15 protein-coding genes are annotated in these 13,905 nt (G+C 69.0%); 9 read left to right on the plus strand and 6 right to left on the minus strand.

What is annotated here, in order from left to right:
- The first annotated feature begins 209 nt into the window (after positions 1-209).
- The 4 genes from KY572_RS31410 to KY572_RS31425 all read left to right on the plus strand — a co-directional run bounded on the left by KY572_RS31410 (position 210) and on the right by KY572_RS31425 (position 3,331).
- A complete protein-coding gene (locus tag KY572_RS31410) occupies positions 210-1,004 on the plus strand; it encodes an acyl-CoA thioesterase (protein ID WP_224247316.1) in 795 nt (264 codons plus the stop codon).
- A gap of 98 nt (positions 1,005-1,102) precedes the next feature.
- Positions 1,103-1,744 carry a TetR/AcrR family transcriptional regulator gene (locus KY572_RS31415; protein WP_224247317.1) on the plus strand — a complete coding sequence of 214 codons (642 nt, stop codon included), beginning with the start codon at positions 1,103-1,105 and terminating at the stop codon, positions 1,742-1,744.
- Positions 1,741-2,616 carry an alpha/beta fold hydrolase gene (locus tag KY572_RS31420; protein ID WP_224247318.1) on the plus strand — a complete coding sequence of 292 codons (876 nt, stop codon included), beginning with the start codon at positions 1,741-1,743 and terminating at the stop codon, positions 2,614-2,616. Before KY572_RS31415 ends, KY572_RS31420 begins: the two co-directional genes overlap by 4 nt.
- 256 nt (positions 2,617-2,872) lie before the next feature.
- On the plus strand, positions 2,873-3,331 hold the full coding sequence (locus KY572_RS31425; RefSeq protein WP_224247319.1) for a hypothetical protein: 459 nt from the start codon (positions 2,873-2,875) through the stop codon (positions 3,329-3,331).
- Between the two features lie 109 nt (positions 3,332-3,440).
- On the opposite strand, the gene pip is transcribed toward KY572_RS31425, so the two are convergent.
- Positions 3,441-4,400: a prolyl aminopeptidase gene (gene pip / locus KY572_RS31430; protein ID WP_224247320.1), complete on the minus strand. Its 960-nt coding sequence runs from the start codon at positions 4,398-4,400 to the stop codon at positions 3,441-3,443.
- A gap of 50 nt (positions 4,401-4,450) precedes the next feature.
- Between pip and KY572_RS31435 the strand changes: the two genes are divergently transcribed.
- Positions 4,451-5,236 (plus strand): DUF6766 family protein, encoded by a 786-nt coding sequence (locus KY572_RS31435; RefSeq protein ID WP_224247321.1) that lies wholly within the window; start codon positions 4,451-4,453, stop codon positions 5,234-5,236.
- A gap of 65 nt (positions 5,237-5,301) precedes the next feature.
- Here the strand turns inward: KY572_RS31435 and thrS are convergent, their stop codons facing one another.
- Both thrS and KY572_RS31445 read right to left on the minus strand, forming a co-directional pair.
- Positions 5,302-6,495: a threonine--tRNA ligase gene (gene thrS, locus KY572_RS31440; protein ID WP_224247322.1), complete on the minus strand. Its 1,194-nt coding sequence runs from the start codon at positions 6,493-6,495 to the stop codon at positions 5,302-5,304.
- 232 nt (positions 6,496-6,727) lie between these two features.
- Positions 6,728-7,939: a small ribosomal subunit Rsm22 family protein gene (locus KY572_RS31445; protein WP_224247323.1), complete on the minus strand. Its 1,212-nt coding sequence runs from the start codon at positions 7,937-7,939 to the stop codon at positions 6,728-6,730.
- 61 nt (positions 7,940-8,000) lie between these two features.
- Between KY572_RS31445 and KY572_RS31450 the strand changes: the two genes are divergently transcribed.
- From KY572_RS31450 to KY572_RS31465, 4 genes are all read left to right on the plus strand, one after another.
- Positions 8,001-9,008: an ABC transporter ATP-binding protein gene (locus KY572_RS31450; RefSeq protein ID WP_224247324.1), complete on the plus strand. Its 1,008-nt coding sequence runs from the start codon at positions 8,001-8,003 to the stop codon at positions 9,006-9,008.
- The gene (locus tag KY572_RS31455; RefSeq protein ID WP_224247325.1) at positions 9,005-9,808 is read left to right on the plus strand and encodes an ABC transporter permease; all 804 of its coding nucleotides are present in this window, start codon (positions 9,005-9,007) and stop codon (positions 9,806-9,808) included. The genes KY572_RS31450 and KY572_RS31455 overlap by 4 nt, the downstream gene beginning before the upstream one ends.
- Positions 9,809-9,811: 3 nt before the next feature.
- Entirely contained in the window at positions 9,812-10,603 is a 792-nt protein-coding gene (locus KY572_RS31460; protein ID WP_224247326.1) for an ABC transporter permease, read from the plus strand.
- A gap of 66 nt (positions 10,604-10,669) precedes the next feature.
- Complete coding sequence (locus KY572_RS31465; protein WP_224247327.1) at positions 10,670-11,248, plus strand: hypothetical protein; 579 nt, start codon at positions 10,670-10,672, stop codon at positions 11,246-11,248.
- Between the two features lie 18 nt (positions 11,249-11,266).
- On the opposite strand, the gene KY572_RS31470 is transcribed toward KY572_RS31465, so the two are convergent.
- The 3 genes from KY572_RS31470 to KY572_RS31480 are packed head-to-tail and all read right to left on the minus strand — an operon-like array spanning position 11,267 to position 13,729.
- Positions 11,267-12,619 carry a TonB-dependent receptor domain-containing protein gene (locus KY572_RS31470; RefSeq protein WP_224247409.1) on the minus strand — a complete coding sequence of 451 codons (1,353 nt, stop codon included), beginning with the start codon at positions 12,617-12,619 and terminating at the stop codon, positions 11,267-11,269.
- Entirely contained in the window at positions 12,507-13,235 is a 729-nt protein-coding gene (locus KY572_RS31475; RefSeq protein ID WP_224247328.1) for a HAMP domain-containing protein, read from the minus strand. Before KY572_RS31475 ends, KY572_RS31470 begins: the two co-directional genes overlap by 113 nt.
- 2 nt (positions 13,236-13,237) lie before the next feature.
- A complete protein-coding gene (locus KY572_RS31480; protein ID WP_224247329.1) occupies positions 13,238-13,729 on the minus strand; it encodes a YfiR family protein in 492 nt (163 codons plus the stop codon).
- Positions 13,730-13,905 lie beyond the last annotated feature (176 nt).

The raw sequence follows: 13,905 nt of genomic DNA on the forward strand, positions 1-13,905 counted from the left end.
CCATCACGTGAACGGGTTCACGTGTTCTGGTATGACAAATGATTCCAGCGGAGCCACCTTCAGCAGCCTGTCGCTCGACAAGGTGGGCATGGGCTACACGCTGACGCCGAGCACGCTGGTTCCCGTGGCCTGGCCGGTGCCCGAGCTGACAGTGGAGCTGGCGAGGCCGCTCGAGAGCCGCGGTGACTGGTGTATACCTCGCGTCGAACATGACCCTCACAGCCCTCTTGAGTCCCGAACGGCGAGGCGAGCGCGATTTCCTTCTCCAGGTGCCGGACGGATGGCAACAGGGCCGAGGCCTGTTTGGGGGCGTGGTCTTCGGCGTCCTGGTCAACGCGATGCGCGCCTGCGAGCCCGACGCGGGACGCGCGCTACGCTCGTTGACCGCGGAGATCCCCGCGCCGGTCCTGGTGGGTGAGGCGGAGATCCAGGTGAGGGCGCTGCGCATCGGCAACGCCGTCTCCACCTGGACCGCCACGCTGACTCAGCGCGGCGAGGCCTGCGCGCGCGCCACGGGCGTGTTCGGCGGCGCCCGCGTCGCCGACCGGACCTGGTGGCCCGAGCCACCCCCACGGCTGCGCGACTGGGAGGCCGTGGAGGTCATGCCCGTGGAGCCACCCTTCGGGCCCGTCTTCGCGCAGCACTTCGAGTACCGCAACGTGGGGCCGTGGCCCTTCAGCCAGGGGAACGAGCCCAGTGCCGCGGGCTGGCTCCGCCCAAGGCTTTCACCTGACACCATCACTCCGGCCGAGATCGTGGCCTGCGTGGATGCGTGGTGGCCGGCCGCCTTTGCCACCGAGACCGGACCGCGGCCCATGGCGACGGTGTCCTCGACCATCCAGCTGTACTCGCACGCCGCTCCCGTCGACACCGCCGCGCCCTTCTTCCACCGCGCGCGCGCCGTGGCTGCCCAGGACGGGTTCATTCTGGAGACGCGCGAGCTGTGGAGTCTGGCGGGCGAGCTGCTGGCCACGAACCAGCAGACCTTCGTGATCATCAAGTAGCCGTCGCGCAGGAGACCGGCACTTCCGTTCGAGTCGAGCCCCTGTCTGGAGGAGGAGCTGGACTTCGCGCGGCATTTCGTTGAACATGTTCATTGAACGTGTTCAACAAACGCAAGCAGCAGGGTGGAGTCCGAGCCACCCAGAAGGAAGCCACCGGCCAGGCGGTCCTCCAGGCCGCGCGCGCGGAGTTCGAGCGCGTGGGCTTCGAGGCGGCGAACCTGAGGGCCATCGCGGCGCGCGCGGGTGTGTCGGCCGGGACGGTGCTTCACCACTACGGTGACAAGCGGGAGCTGCTGCACGCCGCGCTGTTCGATGACCTCGAGGAGACGTTGGGGCGTGCGCTCGCGGAGCCAGGCACGGGCCCGCTGGAGAAGCAGCTCTCCGCGCTGACTCGCGCCGTGTTCGGCTATTACCAGCGCCGTCCCCAGCTCTCGCGCACCCTGCTCAAGGAGTCGCTCTTCGCGGATGAGCCATGGGCCCAGAAGTTCACCGCCCAGGTCGGCAGGGTTCACGGGGCGCTCGCGCGGATGGCCCAGGAGGCGAGCGCGCGCGGGGAGCTGCGGCCCGACGTGGACGGTGCGCTGTTCGCCGTCGCGTACTTCTCCTTCTTCTACTTCGCCCTCATCGCATGGGTGCAGGGCGCGCATGGCTCACCGGTGGAGCTGGTGGAGCACCTGGTCCGCCAGCACCTCGAGGGCCTGCGTCCGAGTCCCAAGCCGGTCAGGAGGAGGAAGTCATGAGGTCCATGTTCAGAGACGAGCAGGCAAAGGCCGTTCTCCTGCAGTGGTTCGACCGCTTCCGGGAGCGAATCCCAGCACCGACCGAGAGCCGCAGGGTGCCGACTCGGTGGGGGGACACCCATGTCCTCGTGGGAGGACCGGAAGGGGCTCCGCCGGTGGTCGTGCTCCACGGCGCCCTGGCCAGCTCGGCGCACGTGCTGAGGGAGCTGGCGCCACTGCTGGAGCGCTTCCGCGTCCATGCGGTCGACATCCTCGGCCAGTCGGTGAAGAGCGCGGATGTTCAGCCCTCGGTCTCCAACAACGAGTATGGCGAGTGGCTCGCGGAGGTCCTGGAGGGACTCTCGCTGAGGCGCACGCATGTGGTGGGGGTGAGCATGGGGGGCTTCGTCGCCATCCGCCTCGCGGCGTTCGCGCCGGAGCGCATCGACCGGCTCGCCCTCCTCGTCCCGGCGGGCGTGGTGAGCGGCTCGGCCTGGGAAGGGCTCACCAAGGTCGGCCTCCCGATGATGCTCTACCGCATGTCGCCTTCCGCGCGGCGGCTCCAGGCGGTCGTCCGTCACCTCTTCACCACCATGGATGACGACTGGGTGCCGTACATGGGCGACGCCCTGCGCTCATACAACATGAACATCCGCGTGCCTGCGCTCGCCAGGCCCGAGGAGCTCGAGGGCTTGAAGGCGCCCACGCTCGTGTTGGGCGCGGACACCGACGTGAGCTTCCCGGGACAGCGGCTCCTGGCTCGCGCGCCGGAGCTCTTTCCGACGCTCGTGGACCAGGAACTCCTCAAGGAGTGCCGTCACTGCCCACCGACGACGGACACCTTCCGGCGCTGGCTGTCGGACCGCCTCAGCGGCTTCCTGCTCGCGAACTGACAGCCAGCGTCGGTTCCGCTCCCTGGCTCAGGCGGGAGCACCAGCCGTGAACTCCCGCTGTCACCCGTCCTCGCTCCCCGGCGCAGGTGCTCCTTCAGCTCCATGAAGAGGATGTAGGGCACCACTGTCTGCACCTCGGCTGAGCCCCTCTCCCAGGGGTGTGCCCTTGTAGGCAGCGCCAGAGGCTCGCAATGAATGCGCGGGCACCTCCTCCGTCCGAAAGGACAACACGGCAACACGACGGAGGAAGTCGAACATGGACCTCAAGACCGGCATCTTCTCCCTGGCTGTTGGCACGCTGCTCCTCGGCTCCGCTGCTCGCGCGGAGGACACCCACCTCGCCACGGCTCCAGAGGTCCAGACCCAGGCTCTCCGCGGTGGCTCCGAGCACACGTACTCCTGGGGCCAGGAGGGCAGCTCGCAGGCCGCCGTCGCCCCCACCCAGCAGTTCGCGTACAACGGCCAGGACCGGCGCCGGCCGCAGCCTCCGGCTCCCCGGAAGGAGCAGGGCCGCTACGAGCTCAAGCGCGTGCAGCAGTGGGTCCCCGGGCGCTACGAGCAGGTGTGGGTGAAGAAGGACTGCCGGTTCGTCGCTCCCGGCTACTCGTGCCCCGGCAACTACGAGAGGCAGTGGGTGCCCGGCCACTACGAGACGGTGGAGCAGTGGGTGTGGGTCCCCGCCCCGCGTCGTGGGCAGGGCCCGCGCTGGGGCTGAGAGCAGTTCGTAGTGGACACCAGCCGCAACCTATCTCCAGAGCCAGCCGTGACCCGGCGGCGTCAGGGCAGGGTTGGGGGCTCTGACGCCGCCTTCTGGCAGACACCGGTCACGAGCGGAATCGGTCCGTGGCCTCCACGAGCGCGGCGGTGGTGCCCGGCTCATAGGCCGAGTGTCCCGCCCCCGCGATGATCTTCAGCTCCGCCTCCGGCCAGGCCTTGTGCAGCGCCCAGGCGCTCTCGAAGGGACAGGGGATGTCATAGCGGCCCTGGACGATGACGCCCGGGATGTGGCGGATGCGCGGCACGTCGTCCAGGAGCTGGGTGTCGCTCCGCAGGAAGGTGCGGTTGACGAAGTAATGGCACTCGATCCGCGCCATGGCGAGCGCGTAGTCGTCCGAGCCGTAGAGCGCGACGAGGTCCGCGTTGGGGAAGAGGTAGCTGGTGCGGCCCTCCCAGATGCTCCACGCTCGCGCCGCCTCCAGGCGCACCCGCTCATCCCCACCCATCAGCCTCCGGTGGTAGGCGTGCAGCAGATCCCCTCGCTCATTGGGAGGAATGGGCGCGAGGAACTCCTCCCACGCATCCGGGAAGAAGAGGTGCGCGCCGTACTGGTAGAACCAGAGCAGCTCCTGCTGGCGCGTCAGGAAGATGCCCCGCAGCACCAGCTCCGTGACGCGCTCCGGGTGCTTCTGCGCATAGGCGAGCGCGAGCGTGCTGCCCCACGAGCCGCCAAACACCATCCACCGCTCGATGCCCAGGTGGCGGCGCAGCGTCTCCATGTCCTCCACCAGGTGCCAGGTGGTGTTCTCCTCCACGCTCGCGTGCGGCGTGCTCTTGCCGCAGCCGCGCTGGTCGAACAGGACGATTCGGTACGCGGCCGGGTCGAAGAAGCGACGCTGCTTCGGATCCGTGCCTCCTCCAGGTCCCCCGTGGACGAAGAGCACCGGCTTGCCCTTCGGGTTGCCGCTCTCCTCGAAGTAGAGCTCGTGCAGCGCGGACACGCGGAGACGGCCGGTGTTGTAGGGCTCGATGGGGGGATAGAAGGTGCGGAGGGCGGAGGCGGACATGACAGGCTTCCAGGCAAGCGCAGGAGGGCTGGCACCCTACCAGAGCGCCCATGGATGCCAGCCTGCACTTCGTCCAGACGTTGGGGACCCTGCTGTCCCTGCTCGTGGGGATGCGCACCTCATTGGATATGAGGGCGACCGGAACGAGCCAGAGGCCACAGGGGCAGGGGCGTCTTCGGAAGATCTTCCGGGACAACGGGCTGTCCATCGTCATGTTCGGTCTGTTCCTGGTGTTCTGGCTGGGACAGAGCCTGACGGGCCTGCATGCCTACAACGCGGAGCAACGCGAGCACGGCCAGTCACCCATCAGCTACGGTGAGTATGTCCGCTCCGGCGAGTTCATCGAGTCGACGTTCGAGAACTGGGAGAGCGAGTTCCTCCAGATGGGGGCCTTCGTCGTCTTCTCCGCCTTCCTCTTCCAGCGAGGCTCCGGCGAGTCGAAGAACCCCTTGGGCGGGAACGAGGTGGACAAGGATCCACGCAAGGAAGCCCGTCCGGACTCTCCCGGTCCCGTTCACCGGGGAGGACTGGCCCTCAAGCTCTACTCCCACTCGCTCACGTTGGCGCTGTTCGGCCTCTTCCTCTTCTCCTTCGCCCTCCACGCGGTGGGCGGGGTGAAGCTCTTCAACGAGGAGCAGCTCCAGCACGGACAGCCGACGGTGAGCTTCTGGCAGTACGTGTCGGGCTCCCGGTTCTGGTTCGAGTCCTTCCAGAACTGGCAGAGCGAGTTCCTGTCCGTCGGGGTGCTCGTCGTCCTGTCCATCGTCCTGCGCCAGAAGGGCTCTCCCGAGTCGAAGCCCGTGCACGCGCCGCACCGGGAGACGGAGGAGGCCTGACGCGCGCGGCCCTCGAACGGAGTGGCGCGGTGGGCCCGTGGACCCACCGCGCCCACCGAGTCATGTCAGGGGACGTGGCACACCTCCACGAGCTCGGCGATCGCCGACTCCAGAGGCACCTGCCGCTGCGCTCCGCCCCGCTCGCGGAGCTGGATCGAGCGCGCCGCCTGCTCACGCGCACCCACCAGCACGACGAACGGCACTCCCTCCTGGTGCGACTCCAGGATGCGGCGTGACAGCGTCTCGTTCCGCGCGTCCTCGCTCACGCGCAGTCCCGCGGCGCCCAGGCGTGCCCTGACCTCCGAGGCGTAGGCATGCGCGTCCGGCGATACCGGCAGTACCCGCAGCTGCTCCGGCGCGAGCCAGACGGGCAGCGAGCCCTGGTGGTGCTCGAGCAGCAGGCCGAGGAAGCGCTCCATGCTGCCGAAGATGGCCCGGTGCAGCATGGCAGGCCGTCTCCGCGCCCCCCCCGAGTCCACGTAGTGGAGGTCGAAGCGCTCGGGCAGCACGAAGTCGAGCTGGATCGTCCCGCACTGCCACTCGCGGCCGGCCCTGTCCTTCAGGATGAACTCCAGCTTGGGCCCGTAGAACGCGCCCTGGCCGGGTTGCATCCGGCAGTCGAGGCCCTCGCGTCTGGCCGCCTCGAGCAGCGCGGCCTCCGCGCGATCCCAGACTTCGTCGGCTCCCGCGCGCTGGGCGGGGCGACTGCTGAAGGCGACCTGGACGTCCTCGAACCCAAAGTCCCGGTAGAAGACGCGCAGCGAGCGACAGAATGCGGCTACCTCGTCGGCCACCTGCTCCTCCATGCAGAAGATGTGGCCGTCGTCCTGCGTGAACTGTCGCAGGCGGAACAGCCCGTGCAGCGCTCCGGAGGACTCGTTGCGGTGCACCAGTCCGAACTCCGCCAGCCGCACCGGCAGGGCGCGGAAGGAGGGAGCCATGCGCTGGAAGATCTGGATGTGGCCGGGGCAGCTCACGGGCTTCACCGCGAAGAGGCGCTCGCCGTCATCCAGGACGAACATGTCGCCGCGGAAGTTCTGCCAGTGGCCGCTGCTCTCCCAGATGCGCTGGCCGAGGATCTGCGGCGTCCTCACTTCGCGGTAGCCGCCGGCGCTCAGCTCCCGGCGGACGCGCTCCTCGAGGAGCTGGTACAGGATGAACCCGCGGGGGTGCCAGAACACCATGCCGGGGGCCTCCTCCTGCAGGTGGAAGAGGTCCAGGCGGTCGCCCAGGGATCGATGATCGTGTTCGCTCAACATTGCCGTTCTCCGTGTCGGTGGGTGAAGTGCCGGACCGGAGCGGGGTGCTGAAGCGTTGCGCGGAGCGCCCCGTCCGGTGTCCCGGCGGGGCTGCGGTGTCCGCGCGCTCAGCTCACGTGCGCACGACCGCCGGCCCGCCAGTGCGGGTGGTGGTGGTCGTGGTGGTGGTGAGCTGAACGAACTTCATGGCGGACAAGATGAAGCGACGGATGCTTCTTGTCAATCTGACCCCTCAGGGCAGGGGGTCAGACCCCTGGGGGGTAGGAGCCGTGGGGCGTGGCTCCTCCTCGGGCGAGGGGGGAGGGACGCCTCGGCCCGCCTGGGCGACGATCCTCACCTCCGAGCGGTCGTCCAGCGCGAAGCCGTCACCCTTGGGCTCCGTCTCGGTGACCGCGATGACGTCCCCGCGGTGGAGCTTGAAGAAGCGCTCGTTCTTCTCCGTGCGGTGCTTGTCCTGCATCGCCAGGCCCACGCGGCCCTCGGGGCCACAGCCGATGTAGCGCTGGCGCCCCTTGCCCTCGAGCGGCTCGGAGACGATGCGGAAGAGCCGCCCGCGTGGCAGCTCCGGCCAGGCCTCGCCCTTCGGCGCCACCACCAGGTAGCTCATCTTCAGCGATTCCTTGTGCAGCCCCGCGGCCCGCGCCAGCTCCTCCACCACGCGCGGCATCGGCCACGAGCGCTCCGCGTGGCACCAGTCGCTCTCCTTCAGGAGCGCCGGGCAGTTGCCTCGGAACATGCACGGCGCGCGGACGCCGTAGCCCTTGCCCACCAGCACGTCGCGGACCTTGAGCAGGGCGCGCGACGTCTCTCGCAGCGCGGGCTCCATCACCAGCAGGCTGCCGTTCTTCTTCACCTGCGTCAGGAGCTGCTCCAGCAGCGCGGCCCGTGGCGCCGTGACGCCGTCCCCGGTTCCGTACAGCTCGTTGAGCACGTGGCCCATGGTGATGAGATCGAACTGGCCCTCGGGGGGCGCTGCCTTGCGCGTCGGATCCCACTCGCGGGTGGCGAGCGCCTCGCCTGCCTCCGCGGCGAGCGCCCGGGCGAGCGTCAGCGCTGGCTTGCTCCGGTCCGCCGCCGTCACCTCCGCCGCCCCCGCGTCCAGCGCGGCGAAGGCGAGCGGGCCGGGGCCGCTGCCCAGGTCCAGCACCTGCCGGGGGCGGTTGGGCAGCTCCCCGAGCGCCTGACGCGCCTGGGCATAGGACACCGGCCAGTAGAAGAGCAGGTAGGCCCCCAGCAGCCGGGGGTCGTCCATGTACTTCGCGCCCGCGAGCTGCCGCTCCCGGGTGAGGCCGTGGGAGAGCTGCTTCACCCCTGCTCCCACTTCCTTGATTTCCTGGGGCGTCAGCCGGGTCTCCGGCCCGTCTCCCTTGCGGCGGGCCTGTCGCCAGACGGCGATGAGCCGCGGAATCCACCGCTCCAGATCCCTGCTATAGGCGTCCGCCATCGACACTGGCTCCCAACGAAGGGTCGCCTCCAGGAGGCGACCGCGTTAAACCCTGTGCCACATGATTTCCGTCCGAGGCCTGCGCAAGCACTACAAAGTCCACAAGCGCCCGCCCGGCCTCAAGGCCGCCTTCCGTTCGCTCTTCCATCGGAACTACACCACCGTGAAGGCGGTGGACGGCATCTCCTTCGAGATCCGGCCCGGCGAGCGGGTGGGCTTCCTGGGGCCCAACGGCGCGGGCAAGACGACGACGCTCAAGGTGCTCTCCGGGCTGCTGCACCCCTCCGAGGGAGAGGTGACGGTGGACGGCCACGTGCCCCGTCATCGCGAGGACGCCTTCCTCAAGAAGATCATGCTCGTCATGGGGCAGAAGCAGCAGCTCCTGTGGGACCTACCACCGGCGGAGACGTTCGAACTCAACCGCGCCATCTACGACGTGCCCCGCGAGCAGTTCAAGCAGACATTGGATGAGCTGGTGACGTTGCTGGAGCTGGAGGAGCTCATCAACAAGCCCACCCGGCAGCTGTCGCTGGGCGAGCGGATGAAGTGCGAGCTGGCGGCGGCGCTCATCCACCGGCCGAAGCTGCTCTTCATGGACGAGCCCACCATCGGCCTCGACGTGTCGATGCAGGCCACCATGCGCTCCTTCATCAAGGCGTACAACGAGCGGCACGGGGCCACGCTCATCCTCACCAGCCACTACATGGACGACGTGGCGGCGCTGTGCCCCCGCGTCATCGTCATCGACAAGGGGCTGCTCTCCTACGACGGCGGGCTGGACGCGCTGGTGCAGCGGGTGCGGCCGGAGAAGCGGGTGGTGTTCCGACTGGAGCAGCCGGTGGAGGCCTCGCGCCTGGAGCCGCTGGGCCGGGTGGTGTCGCACGAGCCCACCTCGGCGGTGCTCCAGGTGCCTCCGGAGGCGCTGAGCGCCACCATCAGCCGCGCGCTGGCGAGCCTGCCGGTGACGGACCTGACGGTGGAGAACGCGCCGCTCGAGGAGGTGATGAGCGAGCTGTTCTCCGAGAACAAGGCGCGCCGGGTCGCCGCGGCCAGCGAGGTGGGCGCGTGAGCATGCGCACCACCTTCCGCGCCCTGCCCGCGCTGATGCGCGTGGGGTTCGCCGAGGCGCTCGCCTACCGCGCCGAGCTGCTCGTGTGGGTGCTGTCCACCACCATGCCCTTCATCATGATGGCGCTGTGGACGGCGGTGGCTCGGGACGCGCCGGTGGGCACCTACGGGCAGGCGGGCTTCGTCGGCTACTTCCTGGCCACGTTCGTGGTGCGCCAGCTCACCGGGGCGTGGGCGGCCTGGCAGATCAACTACGAGGTGCGCCAGGGCACGCTGGCCATGCGCCTGCTGCGGCCCATCTCTCCGCTGTGGACGTATGCGACGGAGAACCTCGGGGCGGTGCCCATGCGCGTCATGGTCGCGGTGCCCGTGGCCGTCATCTCCGTGCTCCTGGTGGGGCCCCAGGCCGTGCCCCAGCACTGGTGGGGCTGGCCGCTGCTGCTGGTGTCCCTGCTGGGCGGCTGGCTCATCACCTTCCTGGCCAACGTGTGCATCGGGACGATGGCGCTCTACATGGAGAGCAGCCAGAAGGTGATGAACGTCTGGCTGGTGCTGTTCTTCGTCTTCTCCGGCTACATGTTCCCGGTGGCCATCACTCCCCCGTGGATGCACTCGCTCGGCAACTGGCTGCCCTTCCGCTACCAGATCGGCCTGCCGGTGGAGGTGATGACGGGCGTGCACTCGCTGCCCGAGACGCTGAAGCTCATCGGGTGGCAGTGGCTCTGGGCGCTGGTGCTGGGGGCCTTCTCGCTCGCGCTGTGGCGGCGGGGTCTGCGGCGCTTCGCGGCGTATGGAGGGTAGGGGATGGCGAGCCGCTACGTGAGACTGCTCGGCGTGCAGCTGCGGTCGGCCAGCCTGCTGGCCCTGCAGTACCGGGGAGACTTCCTGGTGGAGGGCGTCATCTCCGCCTTCTGGACGCTCACCGCGATGGTGCCGCTCTTCGTCGTCTACGGGGAGCGCCAGGCCATCGCCGGCTGGAGCTTCGCCGAGGCGCTGCTGGTGGTGGGGTGGTTCACGCTGCTGCAGGGCATCCTCGAGGGCGCCATCACGCCCAGCCTCAACAGCGTGGTGGAGCACATCCGCAAGGGCACGCTGGACTTCGTGCTGCTCAAGCCCGCGGACGCGCAGTTCCTGGTGTCCACCACCGGCTTCGAGCCGTGGCGCGCCACCAACGTGCTCACGGGCATCGCCATCTTCGTGTACGCGTTCCACCTGCTGGGGCGGGGGCCGTCCATCCCGGGCCTGTTCGCCTCGCTGGTGCTGCTGGTGACGAGCACGTTGCTGCTCTACTCGATGTGGATCCTCACGGTGAGCGCCGCGTTCTTCGTGGTGAAGGTGGACAACCTCACGTACTTTTTTCAGTCCATCTTCGACGCGGCGCGTTGGCCCTCCGCCGTCTTCAAGGGGCCGCTGGCCTTCGTGTTCACCTTCATCATCCCGCTGGCGCTGATGACGACGTTCCCGGCCGAGGCGATGCTCGGGCGGTTGTCACTCCGGGCGTTGGTGACGGCGGTAGTGGGCTCGTTGGCGTTCGCCTTCATCTCCCGCCGCGTGTGGCTGCGCTCCATCGGGCACTACACGTCCGCCAGTAGCTGAGTCACTACTGCACGGCCGGCCCGCCTTCGGGATAGCCTGCGCGTCCCCCTTCCGGACCGAGGCTCCATGAACTCCGTCGTGCGCATCTGCTGCGTCGCCGCGCTGCTCTCCATCGTCGCCTGCAAGGACGAGGACTCCGACTCCACGCCCGACGCTGGCCCCAACCTGGGGCAGGACGCGGGGCCGGATGGTGGCTCCACCACCGACGGAGGCGCTGACGGCGGAGTCGATGCCTCGCTGGCGTACTGTCAGGCCCTCTGCAGCCACGAGACGGCCTGCAACCCCCAGGACACGTCCGACTTCTGTGACACCGCGGCCTGTACGGCCCGCGCGTCCTTCTACCTCGATGCGGCCCGGTCCGCCCTGCGCGCCTGTCTGTCCGCGAGCTGCAGCGTGGATGAGGACGCGTGCTTCACCCAGACGGCGGACGCGCTGCCCACCCGCAGCGTGGACGAGACCTTCCGCACCCGCTGCACCGCGCGTCAGTCCGCCTGCCCGGCTGATCTCCCCAGCTCGCTGTGCGCCTCCACGAACGTCACCGAGCTGCTTGTCCCGTCCGCCGTCCAGGCCGGCGACGCCTGCCTGTCGAAGCCCTGCGCCGAGGTCTTCGACTGCGTCCTCGAGGCCTGGGGCAGCGCCAAGTAGCGCGGCCCGGGCCACCAGTTAGAGGCGGATCTCCACGTTGCCGAGGATCCGCCTCCCCGACATGCGGTAGTCGAAGGGAAAGTTCCCCGTCCTCACCAGGTAGCTCTCCGCGTCCAGGAGGTTGGTCACCGTGAGCCCCACGGAGGACCACGCGTTGAGCTGCAGGCGCGCGTTCATGTCGAAGCGCACCCAGCCCGCGACGGACTCGGGTCGCGCTTCCGCGAAGGCGGGCGTCAGCCGAGCTCCCTCCCGGTGCTGGACGGGGCCCTGGTAGCGGCCCTGGAGCGCGAGGGTGAAGTGCCGCAGCGAGTAGCTCACTCCCGCCGTGGCCATGTGGGCCGGCGCCCAGGTGAGCTCTCCCCCGGAGAGCCTGTTCCCACTGTCACCATCCGTCTCGGCCAGCAGGTGCACGTAGGTGTAGCTGCCGAAGGCCATCAGCCGGCCTCGTGCTCCCAGCTCCGCCTCCGCCATCAGCTCCAGCTCCAGGCCCGCCGTGTCGCGAGAGAACAGATTGGTCAGCTCGGATTGCTCGTAGCCGATCAGGTTCTCGTAGCGGGAGAGGAAGAGCGTGGTCCGCGAGTTCACGGCGCGGTGGGGCGTCCAGTCCGCGCTGACCTCGAGGGTGCGCACCCGCTCCGGGCGCAGCGTATCGATGTCCGTGTCAGTCATCCAGCTGTTGGTGCTGAAGAGCTCGCTGGGCGCTGGCGCGCGGAACGCCCGGCTGGCCTGCAGCTTGAGGCTCAGGAAGGAGAGGGGGGCGTAGACCAGCGCGAGCCGGGGGCTGAGTTGCTCGTACGAGCGGACGCCCGCGCGAGTCTGCGCGCCATCCGGGTCGCGGTAGCGGAAGAACTTCAGGTCGTTCACCGGTTGCCCGAGGATGCCCTCATAGAAGGGGCCGAGCTCCACAATCGTGTCGGACGGGGGCGAGCCCTCCTCCACGTTGAGCAGATCGGCGTTGCTGTAGTGCGCGTCGTCGCCGCCGTACATGAAGCGGGCGTACTCCACGCCTCCGAGCAGCGTGAGCCGCTCGGCCAGCTCCCCGGAGAGCTGGGCCCGCCCGAAGAGCTCATCCATCCGCGTCTCCAGGCTCTCCGTCACGCCGCCAGGGTAGTACCCCTCCAGCGCGCCGCTCGGATAGAAGCGGATGTGCAGATCGTAGTCGTGCCGCTGGAACTGCAGCGTGTACTCGTGCTGGAGTTCGCTGTCGGGTTTGGAGCGGTACTGCAGGATGGCCAGGTGGCGCCGCTCCCGGAGCGGCTCATCGACGTCCGGCGCTCTGGGACTCGATGAGCGCCTTCTGCTCGTACAGCCGTTGCAGCATCCGCGAGAACGCGGCGGCCAGGGAGCCCATCTCGTCGCGCCGCGTGAGATCCAGCTCCTTCTGGGCGTCATGCTCTCCCTCGGAGATGCGCAGCGCCACCTGGGTGACCTGCCGCAGCGGCCGGACCAGCAGGGTTCCCAGGCCGAAGGCCGCCAGCAGCCCGAAGCCGAAGATGAGCGCGGAGACGGTCGCCGACAGCCGCAGGGTGTGCTGGCTCTCCCGCCGCAGGCCGGCGAGGCTGAAGCCCAGCAGGAGCACCCCGTGCTGTCCCCCGCGCGTCTGGATGTTGACCCGCGCCACCACCTCCTGGCCGAGGATGCGGGCCCCCTCCGCCAGGTCCCGGGGGATGGCCTGGGCGCGCTCCGGGTTCCAGCTGGCCAGCGGCGTGCCGTCCTCCCGCAGCAGCAGTCCGAAGGTGGCCTCCGGAGTGGAGGCGAGCGCCTCGAGGTGGGTCTGGCCGTTGAGCGCATTCCCGAAGTCGAGCGCCGGCTCCGTGGCGCTGGCCAGCAGCCGGGCGATCCCCATGGCCCGGCTGAGCACCCAGTGCTGGGCCTGGGCATCCATGCGCGCGGGAAAGAAGGCGAGGAAGAACAGGGCGAATGCCGCGAAGAGGAGCGCGACGAGGAGGACCAGCCGCGCTCTCAGGGAGAGGTGGCGCAGCCTCATGTTCAGGGCGCTCCCGTGCTCGGCGCGATGAGGCGGGACAGGCTCAGCAGCCCGGCATCGAGATCTGCTCCCTCCGCGCGGGCCGCCTCGAGGTGGACGAGGATGACGGGGCTGTTGCCTTTCCCCTCCAGGCCGATGGCCAGCCCCTGGCTGATCTGCGTCTCGCTCCCGGCGATGGACAGGATCGAGAGCCTTCGCGTCACCTCGGCGATGTTCCGGGACTCGTCCTCCAAACCCTCACAGACATAGAGCGCCACCGCGTGCGTCTGGGAGAGCTCTGTCTGGAGTTGCTGGGGATCATGGAAGCCAATGCGCACCACCCGCAGGGGACGGCCCGCGATGACCCTCCCGCGCGATGCCACCTCCAGCGCGGTGCTGAACTCACGCCCGAGGACCTCCGAGCTCGCATTGCCCTCGCGATGGGTGACCGCCAGGGTGAGGGGAGGCGGCTGGTGCCCCATCCGGCGGTCATAGGCCAGGACTCGCACCAGCATCGAGGCTCGCAAGGTCGCGGGCAGATCGGCCCCGTGATTATTAACGACCGAGCAACTGCAGGAACTGCCTAGAATGCAAGACTATCTCGATTTGCGAAGTAGTGAGCAACCGGGGGCAGGGGCTCTGGCGCATCGATAATAGAGGAATTGGAAGGGGTTACGCGGAGCCAAGGCAG

Source organism: Hyalangium gracile (assembly GCF_020103725.1).
Taxonomy (GTDB): Bacteria; Myxococcota; Myxococcia; order Myxococcales; family Myxococcaceae; genus Hyalangium; species Hyalangium gracile.

What these genes read in the sequence shown, in the direction of transcription:
- KY572_RS31410 (WP_224247316.1), top strand. Translation starts at nt 210, where the DNA reads ATGACCCTCACAGCCCTCTTGAGTCCCGAACGGCGAGGCGAGCGCGAT.
- KY572_RS31420 (WP_224247318.1), top strand. Translation starts at nt 1,741, where the DNA reads ATGAGGTCCATGTTCAGAGACGAGCAGGCAAAGGCCGTTCTCCTGCAG.
- KY572_RS31425 (WP_224247319.1), top strand. Translation starts at nt 2,873, where the DNA reads ATGGACCTCAAGACCGGCATCTTCTCCCTGGCTGTTGGCACGCTGCTC.
- pip (WP_224247320.1), bottom strand. Translation starts at nt 4,400, where the DNA reads ATGTCCGCCTCCGCCCTCCGCACCTTCTATCCCCCCATCGAGCCCTAC.
- KY572_RS31435 (WP_224247321.1), top strand. Translation starts at nt 4,451, where the DNA reads ATGGATGCCAGCCTGCACTTCGTCCAGACGTTGGGGACCCTGCTGTCC.
- thrS (WP_224247322.1), bottom strand. Translation starts at nt 6,495, where the DNA reads ATGTTGAGCGAACACGATCATCGATCCCTGGGCGACCGCCTGGACCTC.
- KY572_RS31445 (WP_224247323.1), bottom strand. Translation starts at nt 7,939, where the DNA reads ATGGCGGACGCCTATAGCAGGGATCTGGAGCGGTGGATTCCGCGGCTC.
- KY572_RS31450 (WP_224247324.1), top strand. Translation starts at nt 8,001, where the DNA reads ATGATTTCCGTCCGAGGCCTGCGCAAGCACTACAAAGTCCACAAGCGC.
- KY572_RS31460 (WP_224247326.1), top strand. Translation starts at nt 9,812, where the DNA reads ATGGCGAGCCGCTACGTGAGACTGCTCGGCGTGCAGCTGCGGTCGGCC.
- KY572_RS31465 (WP_224247327.1), top strand. Translation starts at nt 10,670, where the DNA reads ATGAACTCCGTCGTGCGCATCTGCTGCGTCGCCGCGCTGCTCTCCATC.
- KY572_RS31475 (WP_224247328.1), bottom strand. Translation starts at nt 13,235, where the DNA reads ATGAGGCTGCGCCACCTCTCCCTGAGAGCGCGGCTGGTCCTCCTCGTC.
- KY572_RS31480 (WP_224247329.1), bottom strand. Translation starts at nt 13,729, where the DNA reads ATGCTGGTGCGAGTCCTGGCCTATGACCGCCGGATGGGGCACCAGCCG.